At 45.9% G+C, this 16759-nt stretch carries 14 protein-coding genes and 1 riboswitch; of the genes, 11 read left to right on the top strand and 3 right to left on the bottom strand.

The window, feature by feature from the left end:
* Positions 1-230: 230 nt before the first annotated feature.
* The 5 genes from ACYCS5_RS09295 to ACYCS5_RS09275 all read left to right on the top strand — a co-directional run bounded on the left by ACYCS5_RS09295 (position 231) and on the right by ACYCS5_RS09275 (position 4668).
* Entirely contained in the window at positions 231-1421 is a 1191-nt protein-coding gene (locus ACYCS5_RS09295; RefSeq protein ID WP_340886326.1) for an NAD(P)/FAD-dependent oxidoreductase, read from the top strand.
* A gap of 134 nt (positions 1422-1555) precedes the next feature.
* Positions 1556-2062 (top strand): MarR family winged helix-turn-helix transcriptional regulator, encoded by a 507-nt coding sequence (locus tag ACYCS5_RS09290; protein ID WP_013372886.1) that lies wholly within the window; start codon positions 1556-1558, stop codon positions 2060-2062.
* Positions 2063-2176: 114 nt separating this feature from the next.
* On the top strand, positions 2177-3514 hold the full coding sequence (locus ACYCS5_RS09285) for an HlyD family secretion protein (RefSeq protein WP_459760970.1): 1338 nt from the start codon (positions 2177-2179) through the stop codon (positions 3512-3514).
* Entirely contained in the window at positions 3511-4458 is a 948-nt protein-coding gene (locus tag ACYCS5_RS09280) for an ABC transporter permease (protein ID WP_459760969.1), read from the top strand. Before ACYCS5_RS09285 ends, ACYCS5_RS09280 begins: the two co-directional genes overlap by 4 nt.
* Positions 4459-4509: 51 nt before the next feature.
* Positions 4510-4668: a hypothetical protein gene (locus ACYCS5_RS09275; RefSeq protein ID WP_459760968.1), complete on the top strand. Its 159-nt coding sequence runs from the start codon at positions 4510-4512 to the stop codon at positions 4666-4668.
* 89 nt (positions 4669-4757) lie between these two features.
* On the opposite strand, the gene hemQ is transcribed toward ACYCS5_RS09275, so the two are convergent.
* Positions 4758-5537 (bottom strand): hydrogen peroxide-dependent heme synthase, encoded by a 780-nt coding sequence (gene hemQ, locus ACYCS5_RS09270; RefSeq protein WP_023990152.1) that lies wholly within the window; start codon positions 5535-5537, stop codon positions 4758-4760.
* A gap of 345 nt (positions 5538-5882) precedes the next feature.
* Here hemQ and ACYCS5_RS09265 point away from each other — a divergent pair, with 345 nt between their 5' ends.
* The 4 genes from ACYCS5_RS09265 to uvrC all read left to right on the top strand — a co-directional run bounded on the left by ACYCS5_RS09265 (position 5883) and on the right by uvrC (position 11089).
* Positions 5883-7400 carry a replication initiation and membrane attachment family protein gene (locus tag ACYCS5_RS09265; RefSeq protein ID WP_069012623.1) on the top strand — a complete coding sequence of 506 codons (1518 nt, stop codon included), beginning with the start codon at positions 5883-5885 and terminating at the stop codon, positions 7398-7400.
* Positions 7401-7453: 53 nt separating this feature from the next.
* Entirely contained in the window at positions 7454-8401 is a 948-nt protein-coding gene (gene dnaI / locus ACYCS5_RS09260; RefSeq protein WP_029518246.1) for a primosomal protein DnaI, read from the top strand.
* Between the two features lie 125 nt (positions 8402-8526).
* Positions 8527-8844 carry a thioredoxin gene (trxA, locus tag ACYCS5_RS09255; protein WP_010347861.1) on the top strand — a complete coding sequence of 106 codons (318 nt, stop codon included), beginning with the start codon at positions 8527-8529 and terminating at the stop codon, positions 8842-8844.
* Between the two features lie 160 nt (positions 8845-9004).
* Positions 9005-11089 carry an excinuclease ABC subunit UvrC gene (gene uvrC, locus ACYCS5_RS09250; RefSeq protein ID WP_459760967.1) on the top strand — a complete coding sequence of 695 codons (2085 nt, stop codon included), beginning with the start codon at positions 9005-9007 and terminating at the stop codon, positions 11087-11089.
* Here the strand turns inward: uvrC and ACYCS5_RS09245 are convergent.
* Positions 11058-12788 carry a CPBP family intramembrane glutamic endopeptidase gene (locus ACYCS5_RS09245; RefSeq protein ID WP_459760966.1) on the bottom strand — a complete coding sequence of 577 codons (1731 nt, stop codon included), beginning with the start codon at positions 12786-12788 and terminating at the stop codon, positions 11058-11060. The genes uvrC and ACYCS5_RS09245 overlap by 32 nt on opposite strands.
* Before the next feature lie 261 nt (positions 12789-13049).
* Positions 13050-13203: riboswitch (cyclic di-AMP (ydaO/yuaA leader) on the top strand.
* Between the two features lie 413 nt (positions 13204-13616).
* On the opposite strand from ACYCS5_RS09245, the gene ACYCS5_RS09240 reads away from it, so the two are divergent.
* Together ACYCS5_RS09240 and ACYCS5_RS09235 are read left to right on the top strand one after the other, a co-directional pair.
* A complete protein-coding gene (locus ACYCS5_RS09240; protein WP_459760965.1) occupies positions 13617-14957 on the top strand; it encodes a TrkH family potassium uptake protein in 1341 nt (446 codons plus the stop codon).
* Between the two features lie 18 nt (positions 14958-14975).
* On the top strand, positions 14976-15653 hold the full coding sequence (locus ACYCS5_RS09235; protein ID WP_023990146.1) for a potassium channel family protein: 678 nt from the start codon (positions 14976-14978) through the stop codon (positions 15651-15653).
* Positions 15654-15658: 5 nt separating this feature from the next.
* Here the strand turns inward: ACYCS5_RS09235 and ACYCS5_RS09230 are convergent, their stop codons facing one another.
* Positions 15659-16564, bottom strand: a complete 906-nt coding sequence (locus ACYCS5_RS09230) for a LysR family transcriptional regulator (RefSeq protein ID WP_029518250.1) — start codon at positions 16562-16564, stop codon at positions 15659-15661.
* Positions 16565-16759 lie beyond the last annotated feature (195 nt).

The following is a 16759-nucleotide window of genomic DNA, read 5'->3' as shown; positions in this document are numbered from 1 at the left end:
CTAAAAACACCTCCGAAAGGGATAGTATGGAATTTGTAATTATTGAATCAGCCGCATAGAGGTTCAGATAGCCGCCGAACGCATGATTCACTGTTTATCATTATAAACTGCCAGGTTCCGCTTGCAAAGTTAAAGCTATTAATATTTGATGAAGACTTTTTTGTGAGTGTAAATTAACCGTTTTGAGAGAACAGCTTTGAATAATTATGTATATCGGAAGGGGTAGAAGCATGAGCAGTATTCCCAAAATTGTCATTGTGGGCGCCGGATATGGCGGTATATTGACGGCTCAGCAATTGCAAAAGGAGCTCAAGCACAATGAGGCGGATGTCACGCTGATCAACCGTCATGATTACCACTATATTACGACACATCTTCATATGCCTGCGGCAGGTACGGATACGATTGAGCATTCAAGGATTCCGATTGCCCAACTGATCGATGAGTTCAAGGTGGATTTAGTCAAAGGAACGGTTAAGGAAATCATACCGAAGGAGAAAAAAATCTTGCTGGAGGATGGTTCGCTCTCCTATGATTATTTGGTCATTGGACTAGGCGGGGAGCCAGAAACATTCGGTATTCCGGGAATGGATAAGTTCGCGCTGACGATTCGCAGTATTAACTCGGTTCGCCTGATTCGTGAGCATATTGAATACCAGCTGGCCTTGTATAAAAACGACGGTAAACCAGGTCGCCTCAATTTCGTCGTAGGGGGCGCTGGTTTTAGCGGTATTGAGTTTGTAGCGGAGTTAGCGGATCGTTTGCCACAGCTGGCTAGAGCGTATGACATCGATTTTAACCGAATTCAAATCATTAACGTCGAGGCGGCTCCAACGGCACTGCCAGGGTTCGATCCTGAGCTGGTGGAGTATGCGATGGATGTCCTTAAGCGAAAAGGGGTCACCTTCCGCATTGGAATTCCGATTAAGGAATGCTTACAGGATGGTGTAATCGTTGGTGAGGGTGAGAAAATCGAAGCCTGCACCGTGGTCTGGACGGGAGGAATCCGTGGGAACGGATTAATCGAGAAAGCTGGATTCGAAGTGATGCGCGGAAGGGTGAAAATCGACGATTTTCTGCGTGCACCGGAACATGATGACATTTTTATTATCGGGGACAGCTCCTTGATGTTTAATCCCGAAGGACGCCCTTATCCACCGACGGCCCAAATTGCGATGCAGCAAGGGGTCCTTTGTGCCAAGAATCTGGCCGCTACTCTTCGCAAAAAGGAACTGCACAAGTTCGTATTTTCCAACAAAGGGACGGTTGCTTCTCTTGGAAAAGGCGAAGCCGTCGCTGTGGTGGGTAAGCGCAAAATAAAAGGTTGGGTGGCCGCACAATTGAAAAAAATTGTGGATCTCCGCTATCTGTTCATCATTGGCGGAATTCCACTGGTACTGAAAAAAGGACGGTTTTTCTAAGGCCAGAAGGTTTCCATGACTCCTTGAAAAGAGCTTGGAGACCTTTTTTATTTAGGTGGACAAAAAAAGATATTGACCCATAACTATTTGACGTCGTATAGTATGATTACTAATTACAGAGGGGGAGCTTCACATTGAATTCTGATTTTAAAATCAATGCCGATCCCAGTAGAATACATTTATTGACTGAAAAGTTTCCAAATGTGGACTCCCAATCGTTGAATACGTGGGTACTTTTCGTGCAGGCAGCACATGAAGTGTACAATGGAGTGTCTTCCAGACTCTCGGAATATGGGCTATCTGTAGGCAACCTGAAAATTTTAATGCCATTGTTTTTACATGAACGTGCATTGACTCCATCAGAGCTGGCTGAATATTCAGGGGTTACTCGTTCAACAGTAACCAGCGTAATTGATAAGCTGGAACGGGACGGCATCATCCGAAGAAGTACGCTGACGGATCGACGTATGACCGCGATCTCCTTGACTGATGAAGGAAAACAGTTAATGACGGAAAAAATTCCGATGTTCATCCAGCTTTTTTCGGATTTAATGAATGAATTTACAAAGGAAGATCATATTCTATTTGCTACGTTATTAAATAAGTTTTCCTCAGGACTTGAACGGATAAAACGGGAGTAATCAAATTTCCCGGCTTAAATAGTTAGATGCCGTACTATCAGATTCCTTATTTGTTTTTGACTATTATTTTTTAACTATCATTGGCTAAATCATCATGAAGGAGAGTTTATTGCAATGAATAAAAAGGTCATTGTGTACGTGCTACTTGTTGTTGCATTAGGTACCGGAGGTACGCTGATGGCAATGAGCGGCAAGGATGCTGTGAGTATGGCAGCCCAACAAAAAAACACACTGCTTACGGCAGATACCGTAAATGTTGCTTTTCAGGGCGTAGGGGGAAGAGTAAACACGATTGAGGTGAAGGAAGAACAACAGGTGAAAAAAGGGGATGTGCTCATGACCCTCGATCCTGTAGACCTTGATTTGCAAATTGAGAAATTAAAAACGGATATCGCACAGGCTGATGTGAAAATAAAACAGGCTAAAGACGGGCTGCAAAATCAGTCGGAGAAAATTTCAACTTCAGAAAAACAGGGACAATTGGACATTCAAGCCGCGCAAGCAGGAGAGTCCTTATTAAATCAAGGAACACGTGCGGAGGATATTCTAAGACAAAAGCTGGCTATTGAAGCAGCACAGCAATCGTTGGACGCAGCTCTGACAGGAGTAGAGACAGCCAAAAGGAATGCGGAAATCGCGCAAAAAACAGTATCATCCAGACAACAGGCTCTGGACTTGGCTAATGTGAATTACAACCGTATCAAAGCGTTATATGATGCTGGAGCTGGAACTAAAGCAGAACTGGATAACGCCAAAAACCAACTGGATAATGCCCAAATCGCGTTAGATACAGCTACAGATCAGGTTGAAATTGCCAAAAACCAGATTATAGCGGCTAGCAAACAATCGGATATTGCTAAAAATGGGATCGCTCAGCAGCAAACCGCTTTGGATAAAATGGAGGCAGGCGCAACGGCTGAGGAACGCCAGCAGGCTCGTATCAAAACAGAAAAAGCCAAGGAAGCCTTGACTCAAACCTCGCAAACACGAAAAGATGTTAAGAATAGCGAATACAATGTGGATCTTCTGGCTCAACAAAAGCAGGCATTAAGTGTTCAACTCAAAACTTTGGAATTGCAGCGCGGACGTATGGTGCTGAAGGCATCCGCAGATGGTAAGGTGTCGCGTATTGTACCTAAAATGGGAGAGATCGTTTCTACGGGGGCAACGGGCGTCGTTATTGAAACCAATCAGCTATACTACGATATTTATGTGGGCGAGGATTCCATGTCACAGTTTAAAGCTGGGGGAAATGTGAATACGCACGTCGTAGCTTTAGATAAAGATGTCCAAGGCAAGGTGAGGTACATTACTTCTGCCCCTCAGTATACCAACATGAGAATGAGTCGGGACAAAGGTCTGTCGGATATAAGCTCTTTCCAAGTGCGGGTGGATGTCCAGCGAACATCTGAATTATTACCTGGAATGACGGTAGAGGTTGTGACGAAATGAAGGCGTTTATAGAAGAATGGAAGCTGATGATCAGTGGTAAGATGGTTTTTATCATGCTGCTCGTTCCTATCGTAGTAGCTGTAGCCTTTGGATTTGTTTTTAAAAATAATCAGCTTAACGATGCCTCTGTAGCTGTAGTCGATTTAGATCATAGCAGTTATAGCCGACAGCTTATTAATAAATTGGATGCATCGCAGTATATTGATGTACGCCATGTGCAAGAGAATGAAGCCGATCCGAATTTACTTTTATATAATGAAAAGTTTTTTGCGGTGATTTACCTTCCAGCTGGGTTGGAGGAAAATAGGATCAAAGGAGTTCAGAGCAACATCGGTTTCTATGTAGATAATACGGTAGGTCAGGCTACTGGAAATCTACGCTCGGCAGTCACAGAGATCATGGCGACGGAAAATGCGATGCTGGCTGGTGGTGGATTAAAGGGTATGGGAATGAGTGACAGCCAGGTTACAGGGCTTACTTCCAATATGCTGCTTCAGCAGCGCCTGTTATATAATCCTACCAATGCTACTTTGATGACCTCAGTTATGGGGTTCATTAATACGGTCATGATTTCACTGATGGGTGCTACTGTACTGACAATTGTCCCGCGATTGCGGGAGCAAGGAAGATTAAAAGAGGAGCTTCAGTTTTCGTATGGTTTGATTCTTAGGGTGTTGCCGTATGCGTTAGTAGGATGTGTTTCCTTTTACCTGTCCATTGGTTTACTTAAGCAAATTGGCGGACTGCGCTTTGAAGCGAATGTATGGCAGCTCAGTATCCCATTTCTCCTGTACACGATTACGTTGAGTTTGTTTGCGATGGCTTTAGGGTGGAATGCGGCGAATCCGGGAAAAGCTTCCCCACGCCTCATGCTAATTATACTGCCTTCGTTTTTACTGAGCGGCGCTCAATTGCCAGTAGCTATGCTGCCTACATCGCTGTAATATATTAGTAATATTCTTCCATTGACCTGGCATTTCAAGTTTTTGAGAGGGATGGGCTTCAAAGGTGGGAGCCTGAAGTATTTTATTCCTGAGCTTGGCGGCTTTTTGATCCTATTAAGTGGTCTGCTGCTTGTTATCTTTATTCAGATCGCTTTGGAGAAAAGAAAGCTGGCGAAAAGTGAGGATTCGTCCGTCGTGGTGAGCCTGTGATGCAATAAAAAAAGGATTCCGTCGTCCCGAAAGTGGGAGTTCGCGGAATCCTTAATTGTATGCTGCGATATGGTACTAACGGTTGTGCTTTACAGCTTCAACATGTCTTCAAATGTCTCTTCATTCAACACGCTGCCGACATAGAAGGAGCCGAATTCACCGTAACGGGCACTGACTTCATCAAAACGCATTTCGTAGATTAGCTTCTTGAACTGAAGTGCGTCATCGGAGAACAGTGTTACGCCCCATTCCCAATCGTCAAAGCCGACAGAACCGGAAATGATTTGCTTTACTTTGCCAGCATAGCTGCGTCCAATTAAACCGTGGCTGCGCATCAAGGTGCGACGCTCGTCCATTGAAAGCATGTACCAGTTGTCATCTAGATCACGTTTTTTGTTCATTGGATAGAAACAAATATAACGGGCCTTGTTTAATACAGGCTTCAAGCGTGCGACAATTTGTGGATTTTGCATAGGATCTTCATCTTTGCTCAAATAATTGCTCAGTTCCACCACACTCACATAAGAGTAGGTTTTAGTTGTATATTTGGCGAAGGTTGTTTTGTTAAAATCATTTTCCAGTTTATTGAGGTCTTCCAGCGTTTCGCGCAGGTGCATCATGACAAAATCAGCCTTTTGTCCGACTACAGTATAGACAGCTGAGCTGCCCAGACCCGCTTCCTCGGTAACGTTCCATTCCTTCATAAACTCTTGAAGCTCGTCCAGTGCTCCGGCGCGCTCTTCATCGTCTGCTGTCTTCCATGCTGTCCAGTTGATGGACCGAAAATCGTGAAGCGCATACCAGCCTTCCAGTGTGGAGGCTACTTCGTTAGGTGTTGCTGGGGTTTGTTGAGGTTGATGTTGACTCACGATCTACACTCCTTTACGATCTGTAAATGGTAATCGGCTTAGCCGAAATATGTGTACTTCCTAATATCATTCCTGTATCCAATACGTGATACTTAACCATTATATTGTAGCTCAAAGTAAAGCTTTTCACCAATGAAAGAAGTGTGAAGAATTTTATTTTTACCATGATGCAGGTCACAAAGTCATAAAATAGTTAGTATTCTCGAAAAAAGTAGAACTCAGACGAATACGGCTGCCAAAAAGGAGAACAATTGCCCTTATTTTGTTGGTCCCACCAGAAGGCAAGTATGATAGAATAGAAAAACATCTTGGAGACCGTTATGTCAGGAAAGGAAGAATGTTGGAATGCGGATGAAAAACCTGCTGCACTATACTGAGAACCACCGCTACTGCGTTTATCGGGAATTTGGCTTGAGCGCACTGGATGAATTGATGCTGGGAAGCGTCTATCAGCCGATGGTAGGCGCATTTGCGGTCAGTCTGTATCGACTGTTGTTCCAGCATGTGCCAGTCGGACAAATCGGTTATTCGCCGTTGGAACAGCAGCGTCGCCTTTTTCTGACACTGGGACTGGAGCCGAGTGAGAAGGGACGCAAGTATTTGATTGAACAGACCTCCAAACTGGAGGCCGTCGGTCTGTTACAGACGTCCAGGCTGTATGCACCCGAAACGGACGACTATATGTATGAATATGAGATGCAGCCGCCGCTCGCACCTGCTGAATTTTTCAGAACACAGCATCTCACCCTTTTGTTGAGAGACAAAATCGGTAAGTTTGCAGTGCTTTCTCTGAGAGAATCATTGTGGAGCAGAGAATCTAGCGAATGGTCGCAATCTTCCTATAATAAAGAGAATATTTCGATTCCATTTTATGAGTTATTTGAACTGAATACCCATGTTATAGATTATGAATTGGAGCAGGCGTTGTCCGAGGTGTCTACTAGCCGTCAGACTGGACCACTTGCGTCAGAATCGGAGGAAGCATTGAATTATGCAGATATTATTCTCCGTTTTCCGCGTGAATCTGCCAATCGTAAGCACGTGGAGCGTCTTCGGTTTGAGCACGAGCAGTTAGGCATGGTCAATTACGTTGTTCGCAAATTTGATCTTTCTGTACAGGATATTAGCCGCTTGCTGGATGAGGATGGTATTTTTACCGAAGCAGGCGACTTGTTGCTCGACGAGCTTCAGCTTCGGGCTAGCCAGCACTCCAGACAGGATCGCAAGCGTCAGGAGGAGCAGCAGGTTCAAGCCGCCAAGGTAGTTGCTTTGCGCCAAAGGGAAGCTTCCACATCTGAAGAGCCGCCTGCAGAGCAAGCTGTGGAAATGGAATTTTATGTGGAGGTTCCCCCACAATTCACAGCCAAGTGTGACATTCACCAATATAATATGATGTTGCGCAACGAGCCTTATCGTCGTTTGCTGCAAACCTTTTTCCCCGGCACGGTTCCCGGTAACCTGCTGGATATATTCGAGAAAATTGATATCAGCTATAAGCTGCCAGGCGAAGTCATCAACGTGCTGATCCATTATTTGATGTCACTGCTCGTATCCGGGAGCGATCAGCGGATTAACCGCAACTTTGTCGAGGCCGTTGCTTCCAATATGCTGCTTAAGCAGGTAAACACTTACGAGAAAGCCGTTCAATATATAAGGGATCAAGCTAAGGTAAAAGGAAAACAGTCCTCTGCTTCTCCTTCCGGCGGCCGATCCCGCGCGTATGCCAAAAATAACGGGCCAGCCAAGCCATCCATTCCAATCGTTCAAGATCAACCTTCCGAGGAGTCTGTATCTGAGGAAGAATTGGATGAACTGCTGCGTCTGGCCGAACGAATGCAATCCGGTAAACAGAAAAAGGTGTAGGTAGATTTTAAGGTATCCATAACTCTGCACTTTTTAAGAAAGGAGGAGCGTTCTTGGAATCACTGGGCGATTTGCTGCAGCAGATGCAGAACCCTTCGTTTCGCCAGCGCACTCGCAATGTAGCCGATCAGGTTCTAAATGATCCGCTCGTGCAGGAGTTTTGTGCTGCGCATCCTGATGTGGACGAAACACAATTGCGACTCAACATGAGCATGCTCTTTCAGTATGCCCGAGATCGTCGAAATTGCGACAATTGTCCGGGACTGGAACGGTGTCCTAACGATTTTCAGGGCCACTTTTGCAAGCTGGGCGTGGAATATCCGAATGGAACTGCTGAAATTGTAGACATTCGGACCCCATGTGCGAAGCAGATTGCTTCCCAACATGAGCAACGGGTGCGTGAGCGAATTAAAAGCTTCTATGTGGATGAACGCGCACTTCTGGAGGGATATAACGCCCTTGAAATTGCGCGTAAAGATTCACAACGCATGCCTGCCGTCACACAGCTATTCCGTTACATTGAAGAAACGAAAAGTCAGGGTCTATCCAAAAAAGGACTGTATCTGGAAGGTACGTTTGGTACGGGTAAAACTTTTTTGATGGGCTATTTATTGCACGAGTTGGCCCTGTCGGGTCTGAACGGTGTGATCGTGTATATGCCTGATTTTGTGGAGGACTTAAAGTCCATGATCCAGGATGGGCAGAAGCTTAAGGAAACGACCGAAATGCTCAAAAATTGTGATCTGCTTGTATTTGACGATATTGGTGCCGAAAATTTAAGCCCGTGGGTACGGGACCACGTGATGGGCTCTATTTTGAATTACCGAATGAACCGCAAACCTACTTTTTATACTTCCAATTATTCTTTGCAGGGACTGGAGAAGCATCTCAGCTTTACGAGCAAGGATGGAGAGGAAATGTATAAAGGACAACGCTTGATGGACCGGATTCGTCCTTTTGTAGATGTCATTACCGTAAAGGGAAAAAATCAGCGGGGGTAAGCGTTTATCCGTCTGCTATTTCGATATCTTACAATTAAAAGACTATTGTGATATAATTAAAAGGTGTCGAAACAGACATTACAGGTTATAATAATCTTGACTTTTCTATAAAGGAGGAACATACAATGGCAATTGTTAACGTGTCCGATCAATCCTTCAACGCAGAAGTCGAAGGCACAGGAACCGTTTTGGTTGATTTTTGGGCGCCATGGTGCGGTCCTTGCAAAATGATCGCTCCTATTCTGGAGGATCTGTCCACAGAAGTTGGCGACAGCGTCAAAATCGCGAAGGTGAACGTGGATGAAAATCCAGAGTCTGCTTCCCGTTTCGGCGTGATGAGTATTCCGACCCTGATCGTTTTCAAAGACGGACAGCCTGTTGATAAAGTGGTAGGTCTGAACTCCAAAGAAGCGCTGAAAAGCATGCTTACTAAGCACCAATAATCATCGCATGTGACCCATGCTCCCGCGGGGGCTTGGTGGAGCGGCCATGAAAGGTCAATGCCTCCGGTTGTAAATACCGGGGGCGTTTTTGTGTATTATTCCTATATATTATAAGTAGTTAGTTGAGTAGTCATTAAGAATGGAAGGAGGAACCGGGCAAATGAAACCTTATGCGGAGGACTTGCAGAATCAGGAAAAGGCGCTGGAGAACATACGGCACAAATTAGCGTTACTGCCGGATGCATCAGGCTGTTATCTGATGAAGAATAGCGAAGGCACCATTATTTATGTCGGCAAGGCCAAAGTGTTGAAAAACCGGGTCCGTTCCTATTTTACAGGTAGCCATAACGGCAAGACGCAGCGACTGGTTTCCGATATCCGTGATTTTGAATATATCGTTACAGGCAGTAATATGGAGGCGCTCATTTTGGAGTGCAATCTCATTAAAAAGTACCAGCCACGCTATAACGTGCTATTGAAGGATGATAAAACCTTTCCGTATTTGAAAATTACGAACGAGGCACACCCCAAGCTGGAGGTGACCCGTCGCGTTCTGAAAGATAAAGCAAAATATTTTGGACCGTACCCCAATTCCTACGCGGCACATCAGACGAAGAAGTTGCTGGACCGTATGTATCCGTTACGCAAGTGTGGTGTGATGCCCAAGGAAGTGTGTCTGTATTATCACATGCATCAATGTTTGGGGCCTTGTGTGAAAGAGGTCGAGAAGGAAACGTATGACCAGATTGGTCAGGAAATTGGTTCCTTTTTGAGCGGGGGACATGAGGAAATTAAAAAGGATCTTCAGCATAAAATGCAGGAGGCCGCAGAGGAATTGTACTTTGAGCGGGCCAAGGAGTTGCGAGATCAGATTATCAGCATCGACGCGATGATGGAAAAGCAGAAAATCACCACATCGGATGCGAAAGATCGAGATGTATTCGGTTTTTCAGTAGATAAGGGCTGGATGTGTGTACAGATCCTATATGTCCGCAAAGGTAAAATGATCGAGCGCCATATGTCGACTTTTCCTTTCTACGGTGAGGCTTACAGTGATTTTATGTCCTATGTGACGCAATATTATAGTGACAACCCAGCAGTGCCGCAGGAAATATTGCTGCCGGATTCTCCTAAGCTGATGCAGGCGGAACAGGTCAATGTCGATCAACCGGTTGCGGCTGAAACTGCACTCCACAGTGCAGCTACAGCCGATGTTACCGGACAGACAGATGAGAATGCGATACAAACGGAGACAGAGCATTCTGCTGACTCACTGCTGGTGGCTGAAGAACGGGCAACTTATGCAGCGGCAACGAATCAAGATCAAGCTGGTGACCAAGATGCCGAGATAAAGGAAATAGAAACTCAACTATCCGGTGGACTGGAGGACCCGAGTACGGCGGCTCTCGCTCTGGCTGAATGGTTGGATGTAAAGGTACTTGTACCGCAGCGTGGACTGAAAAAGCAAATGACAGGCATGGCGACGGAAAATGCACGTGTAGCTTTGGATGAGAAGTTTAAGCTGATCGAGCGGGATGAGGAACGAACATCCAAAGCTGCAAGCAATCTCGGACGTGCCATTGGGCTGGATAGCTTGCACCGGGTGGAGGCATTTGATAACTCCAACATCCAGGGTTCCGATCCAGTCTCAGCCATGATCGTGTTTATTGATGGCAAACCTGCCAAGAAGGAGTATCGTAAATATAAAATCCGTTCTGTGCAGGGACCCGATGATTATGAAACAATGCGTGAGGTTATCCGACGTAGATATGAACGTGTGCTTAAGGAAAATTTGGAACGTCCCGACTTGATCGTTGTCGATGGTGGACGTGGACAAATTAAGGCGGCGACCGATGTATTGCAAAATGAGCTGGGTTTGTTCATTCCTGTGTGTGGTCTGGTGAAGGATGCCAAACATAGAACTTCCCAACTATTAGTGGGAGAGTCCTCTGAGGCCGTGACACTTGCACGCAATAGCGAAGAATTTTATCTGCTGCAACGGATTCAGGACGAGGTTCACCGTTTTGCCATTACGTTCCACCGCGAGCAACGCGGCAAATCTATGGTAACTTCCCGGCTGGACTCTATTCCAGGCATCGGCGAGAAACGGCGTAAGTTACTGCTTAAGCATTTTGGATCGCTCAAAAAAATAAGAGAGGCCAGTGTCGAAGACTTCCGGCCTCTCTCTATTGGGGATAAGCTTGCGCGTCAGATTATAGCTGCCCTTCGGGAGGAGGAGTCGTAGAATACGGCTCCTCTTTTTGTATAGGTTCAAACATCATTCGATTTGGTTTTTTAGGACTAAACCAATAAATGATGTAACCCACGATGGCTGGAAGTAAGATCCAGAATAGACCAGCGCTCACATTCACAGTGTCTCCCAGACTCATCACACTAAGTCCCATTAGAATGCTGTCAAAAATAACGTGGCTGAACATAGCGGCAATAAAGCCGTAACGCAGGAACACAAAACTGAACAGCAAACCAAGAAAAGTCAGCTCAATAGGTCTGGAAATCACTGGATAGATCGGATAAAGTGTATGTCCCAGTGCCCAAATCAGCGTGGTGATCAGACAAGCAACAAAAGTATTTTTCACTATTTTTTTGACCATCGGAATACCAAACAGACGGTAGACAGTCTCTTCTCCAATACCTGCCATCCAGGCCATAATCGGCAGTAGCCATGGATAAGCCATATTGTAAGGGGATTGCGTGGCATCTGTGGTGGAGAATGTATTAAATGTCCGCTCCAGTATAAAGAACAAGATGGATTGTACCCCGAGTAAAATAAAGGCCCACAAGTAGCCAACATACATACTGCGAAGCACATACAGCCCGTAGCCCGGCTCTTTTGCACGCGGCCATGCATTCAGTCCAACCTGACGCATAAGTCCGTCACCGCCGACCAAGGAGAAGTAGAGCGCTACAGCCATGAAGAAGGTAACACCAATCTGGAAAACCATAAGAAATATAAGCATGCCCTTACCGCCTGCTTCTGCTTGCAATAAAGGCAGCATGTTCATGGTCCCAGCTATACTAGCAATAAAGTATATAACGGATAGAACAATGCCGCGTACAAATGAAGTATGTCGTCGGGTGAGTGACGCATACACAATGGCAAGTACACCCAGCACAAAGCTAAATAGGGCATAACCCGCATAGGTCATCCAATTCGCCCAAAATGTTTGCTTTTCGATATAATCGGTATAGGATGACGGGGCCGAAAAGCTTTGAGTGAAGGAGCGAACATCACCGTCTTCAAAAGTAAAAGCCAGTGTAAGTACCGAGGCGCCAATTTTTTTATCGTCTACGGTATACTTTAATCCGCCTTCTTGTTCAGTGGTCGCGAGCTTCAAGTCCGACGGCTTAAAGCCAAAGCGCTTCACCCATACAGCGGCCGCCTGCTCCTTGGCTTCAAGCGTCATGCCGTCCTCAGCCACACGTACAAGCCTGTTACGTGCTTGTTCATCCGTAGAAATATCAGCCTGCGTGTAATTGGTGCTGGAGGTGATCCGTTTAAAACTAACGACCTTCCCAGTGGATAAATCTACATGAATTTGCAGCTTGCTCTTCGCTGAGGATTCAGGCAGATCGACCCGAAAGGTTTCGTAAGGGTAATTTTTCTTCCATGTACGGTCGTACTGTTGAAGCAGTTTTTCTCTAGATAAATAACCGTACAAATCTGTTTCGGCCTGATAGGTCACCAGAGGCTCCTCTGGCTGTGATTCAGTATATCCCAGCTCGGAGCGGGCGAAGTCCAATGCGTGTATGACCGCTTCTTGTTTGCTGATGACCTTTGCATTCATTACTGATTCTGGACTCGGATTGCTAAGCGAGGGAATAAGCAATTGAAAGATAAAAAAGCAAATCAGGCCAATCCCGCCCAGCAAGCCTAATTTTTTGAAGTTGGCCGTGAGCACGACCGGTTTCCCGATAGGATTCATGAGTTTCCTCCTTAATCTGTAAATAAGAACATCCATTAAAGATATCATACTGCACAGGTTCCCGCCAACAGACCAGCGATATTCATGAAAATAGAGTGAAAGCACTTTAAAGTTCCAATAAAATAAGATAAGCTGCGATTAAACGATGCCCATTCGCAAAATAAAGCCAATTTCACGTTTTTTCGACGAAATCGGTTTTGTGATCTGGATATAGAAGGATTATAATCTTGAGGCAATGCCTATAAAATACATAGGTAATGATATACAGTTGAGCCGAATTTCTATGGGAAAACGGGGGAACCATGTTACTGGGGTGAATTTTACAGCCGATCACTGGTGGATCGGAAGTGTAAATAGGGCATACTGTGCTGCCCGAATCCGTCAGCTAACCTCGTAGGCTATGAGCAGGAACCAAGTCAGGCACTCGGTTTTCCGGTGTCTTTTTTTGTGCGTATAAAAGTGTTTGGATTGGTTAGATAGACCGCTGCGGGTGCAGATTATTCTTCCGATTGCTGTTATCCCCGGATTTTTTGATTGTATACCCCCTTTAATGGTTAAAATCCGGAGATAAAGGCAAACGCTTCGCTTCTTCAGAACAATTCTGCCCCCTTCGCTACTGCCCGCCAATAGCACAGGGGACCGAGTAGTGCTTGACATGCATTCTTCCTGTATTCAGGGAATGCTAATTATAGTTAACTAAGGTTTGGAAAAATCAAAAAATTCAGGGGCAACGACGATCGGAAGATCAAATGGAACGCGTAGCGAGCTTACACCGTATTAAATCACTGTTTTTATAGTTTTAAGGATTAGGAGAGAAGTGATGAATAGATGAATCCCAATGCAAGCTGGCTCCGGCTTTCTCCACCGCAGATATTCGTTGCGGGCTTTGCCATTATCATTCTAATAGGTAGTTTATTGTTAATGCTGCCGATCTCCAATACAACAGGAAAGCCACTTGCGTTTGTAGACGCTTTGTTTACTGCCGCTTCCGCGACCTGTGTTACAGGGCTTGTCGTAAAGGATACGGGGACCTTTTTTACAACCTTTGGTCAAGTTGTTATCGTGGCGCTCATTCAGATCGGCGGCCTAGGCTTTATGACCATGGCTACCTTGATTGCACTGGTGTTCAAGCGTCGGATTTCCCTGCGGGAGCGTCTCATTTTGCAGGAAGCGATGAATCAGACTTCTGTAGAGGGAATTGTCGGGTTAATCCGTAAGGTATTACTGTACTCACTGGTTATTGAAGGCGTATGCGCTACGATATTCTCGGTTCGCTGGTCCTTTGATATGCCCGTAGGCAGGGCGATTTATTTTGGAATCTGGCATGCCATCTCCATGTTTAACAATGCTGGTTTTGATTTATTCGGTGAATTTCGCAGCTTGACAGGTTATGTATATGATCCGATTGTTAATTTTACAGCCATGTTTTTGATTATTTCAGGCGGCATTGGTTTTGTAGTGATGTCAGACCTGGCAGAATATCGCAAGCGCAAGAGACTGTCCTTGCATACCAAGGTGGTACTCAGCATGACGGGCGCTATGATTGTAGTCGGCACGCTCGTGATTTTTGTATTTGAGTTTACGAATCCGAAGACTCTCGGCTCGCTTGATTGGGGTGGTAAGCTATTGGGATCTTTATTCCAGTCCGTTACTCCCCGTACCGCAGGTGCCAATACCTTGGACATTGCAGGCTTGCGGCAGGCTACGCAGTTTTTTATCATCATATTCATGTTTATCGGGGCTTCTCCTGGCTCTACTGGAGGCGGGATTAAGACCACAACATTCGCCCTGCTCATTGGAGCGGTGATTTCGATGCTGCGGGGGCGAGAAGATATTGTACTGTTCAAGTACCGACTTGCGCAGGGACGAATTTACAAGGCTTTGACCATTACACTGCTGGGGTTGCTGTTCGTGATCGGGGTGACGATGATTTTGTCGGCAACCGAAGATCATCATTTTCTGATGATCTTGTTCGAGACGGTATCTGCGTTTGGTACGGTGGGGCTGTCGATGGGGCTTACACCTGATTTGACAGTCATAGGCAAGCTGGTGATTACCCTGACGATGTTTGCAGGTAGACTGGGGCCACTCACGCTAGCTTATGCACTGGGGCCGAAAAAGGGTAAAGAATTATATCGTCATCCGGAAGGTAAAATGATTATAGGATAAGGGAGTTTTCGAGTAGATATGAAGACGCAGCAGTTTGTAGTTATTGGCTTGGGGCGGTTTGGCTCAAGCCTGGCTTTGCAATTGGTGGATATGGGGTGCGAGGTGCTAGGCATTGACCGGAATGAGGATGTTGTGGACAGTATGAGTGAGATGTTGACACATACTGTCGTGGCGGACGCTACCGATGAAGACTCGTTGCGATCACTGGGCATCCGTAATTTCGATTGTGGCATTGTTGCTATTGGTGATGACATTCAGGTAAGCATCCTCACCGCCATTTTGCTGAAGGAGCTGGGTGTGAAAAAAGTCGTAGCCAAAGCCATATCTGTGCTGCACGGGCGTGCGTTAGAAAAGCTCGGTGTGGACCGGATTATTTATCCAGAACGGGATATGGGTATCCGGGTGGCTCACCAGCTAGTCACGCCTAATTTGCTCGATTATTTGGAGTTGTCTAAGGAATATAGTATTGTGGAACTCAATGTACCTGCATGTCTGAATGGCAAAACGCTAGCAGAGCTAAATGCCCGTACCCGCTTTGGTTGTAGCGTCGTGGCGCTTCATACGGCGAATGGTATCCTGATCGCACCGACGGCTATGGATCGATTAAAAGCCGACGATATTATGGTCATCATCGGCTCGAATGATAATATCGGCCGCTTTGAGGATGAGGTTGTTAATGTTAATGAAGAGGGCTAAACCCTTTACACCATACGGTAGCCTGCAAACGACGCACGTGTCTCGCTAATCCAGCGTCGTGCTGTCGGACCGAGATCGGTCGTCTCCGAGTAAATGAGGGAGGTCGTTCGGCGTGTCTCCTTCAAATCGGGCAAGTACAATGCAGTGAGTCCATTATCCCGCAGCAGTTCGCTACGCAAATAGGATTTGGGTAGCAAGGCGGAAGCCTTACAGGTTGGAAGCAGGCGTACAATCGCCTCGAAGGAGTCGATTTCCATGCGGATATCCGGCATGATGCCGCTACGCTGGAACAAGTCATCCGTCAGACTGCGGTACCAGGTTCCTTTGGAGAAAATAATCATCGGCAATCCTTGCAGATCTTTCATCGAGGCCGTTCCTGTCTTAACGGTTAATTCATGTCCAATGGGAACAACGAGCTCCAAATGATCGTCAAATAGCGGAATGCAACGCAGTCCGACTTCATGAATGGCAGACCCGACAATACCGGCGTCTGCTTTTTTGTCACGTACAAAGGCGACGATTTCATGGGTTTTACCGGTGAGCAGCTTCAGCTCGGTTTGAGGATGCTTGCTCATAAAAGCTTCGACAAGGGTAGGCAGCGTTGTCTGGAGTGTCGTGAGACTTGCGCCGAGTGTAAGCATACTCTGGGCTTCATTTTTGTGCTGGGAGAGCTTTTGTAAGAAGCGAAGCTGTCGTTGCCGTTGCTCTAGTGCGAATGTATAAACAAATCGGCCGGTGGACGTAATTTCGAGTCGTTTGCCCCGACGATCAAAGAGATTTACACCCAGCTCTTCCTCTAGCTTGGCAATTTTGCGGGACAGGGCGGGTTGGGACAGATTCAGCAGTTTGGAGGCTTTATTCAGGCTGGACTGCTCGACAATGACGGCAAAAGCGTTCAAATCCTCAAACAAATCATCCACTTCCTCTCTTATGCAAAAAAGACATAATAATTAATACGTATATTGCAATTCCATTATAAGCCGAAAAGGAGTAACATGAAAGCGACACAAGATGTTCACACTTTTGTTTTTCCTAATAAGGGACACCTTGTTGGACATTTCCTGTCGGGAACTGTCATTTTATATGTTATATTACTATTGAAAACG

The organism is Paenibacillus sp. SEL3 (genome assembly GCF_054602585.1).
The sequence above is the reverse complement of the archived record's forward strand: the minus strand, read 5'-3'. Positions and strand labels throughout refer to the sequence as shown.

What these genes read in the sequence shown, in the direction of transcription:
- ACYCS5_RS09295 (WP_340886326.1), top strand. Translation starts at nt 231, where the DNA reads ATGAGCAGTATTCCCAAAATTGTCATTGTGGGCGCCGGATATGGCGGT.
- ACYCS5_RS09285 (WP_459760970.1), top strand. Translation starts at nt 2,177, where the DNA reads ATGAATAAAAAGGTCATTGTGTACGTGCTACTTGTTGTTGCATTAGGT.
- ACYCS5_RS09280 (WP_459760969.1), top strand. Translation starts at nt 3,511, where the DNA reads ATGAAGGCGTTTATAGAAGAATGGAAGCTGATGATCAGTGGTAAGATG.
- ACYCS5_RS09275 (WP_459760968.1), top strand. Translation starts at nt 4,510, where the DNA reads ATGGGCTTCAAAGGTGGGAGCCTGAAGTATTTTATTCCTGAGCTTGGC.
- ACYCS5_RS09265 (WP_069012623.1), top strand. Translation starts at nt 5,883, where the DNA reads ATGCGGATGAAAAACCTGCTGCACTATACTGAGAACCACCGCTACTGC.
- trxA (WP_010347861.1), top strand. Translation starts at nt 8,527, where the DNA reads ATGGCAATTGTTAACGTGTCCGATCAATCCTTCAACGCAGAAGTCGAA.
- uvrC (WP_459760967.1), top strand. Translation starts at nt 9,005, where the DNA reads ATGAAACCTTATGCGGAGGACTTGCAGAATCAGGAAAAGGCGCTGGAG.
- ACYCS5_RS09245 (WP_459760966.1), bottom strand. Translation starts at nt 12,788, where the DNA reads ATGAATCCTATCGGGAAACCGGTCGTGCTCACGGCCAACTTCAAAAAA.
- ACYCS5_RS09240 (WP_459760965.1), top strand. Translation starts at nt 13,617, where the DNA reads ATGAATCCCAATGCAAGCTGGCTCCGGCTTTCTCCACCGCAGATATTC.
- ACYCS5_RS09235 (WP_023990146.1), top strand. Translation starts at nt 14,976, where the DNA reads ATGAAGACGCAGCAGTTTGTAGTTATTGGCTTGGGGCGGTTTGGCTCA.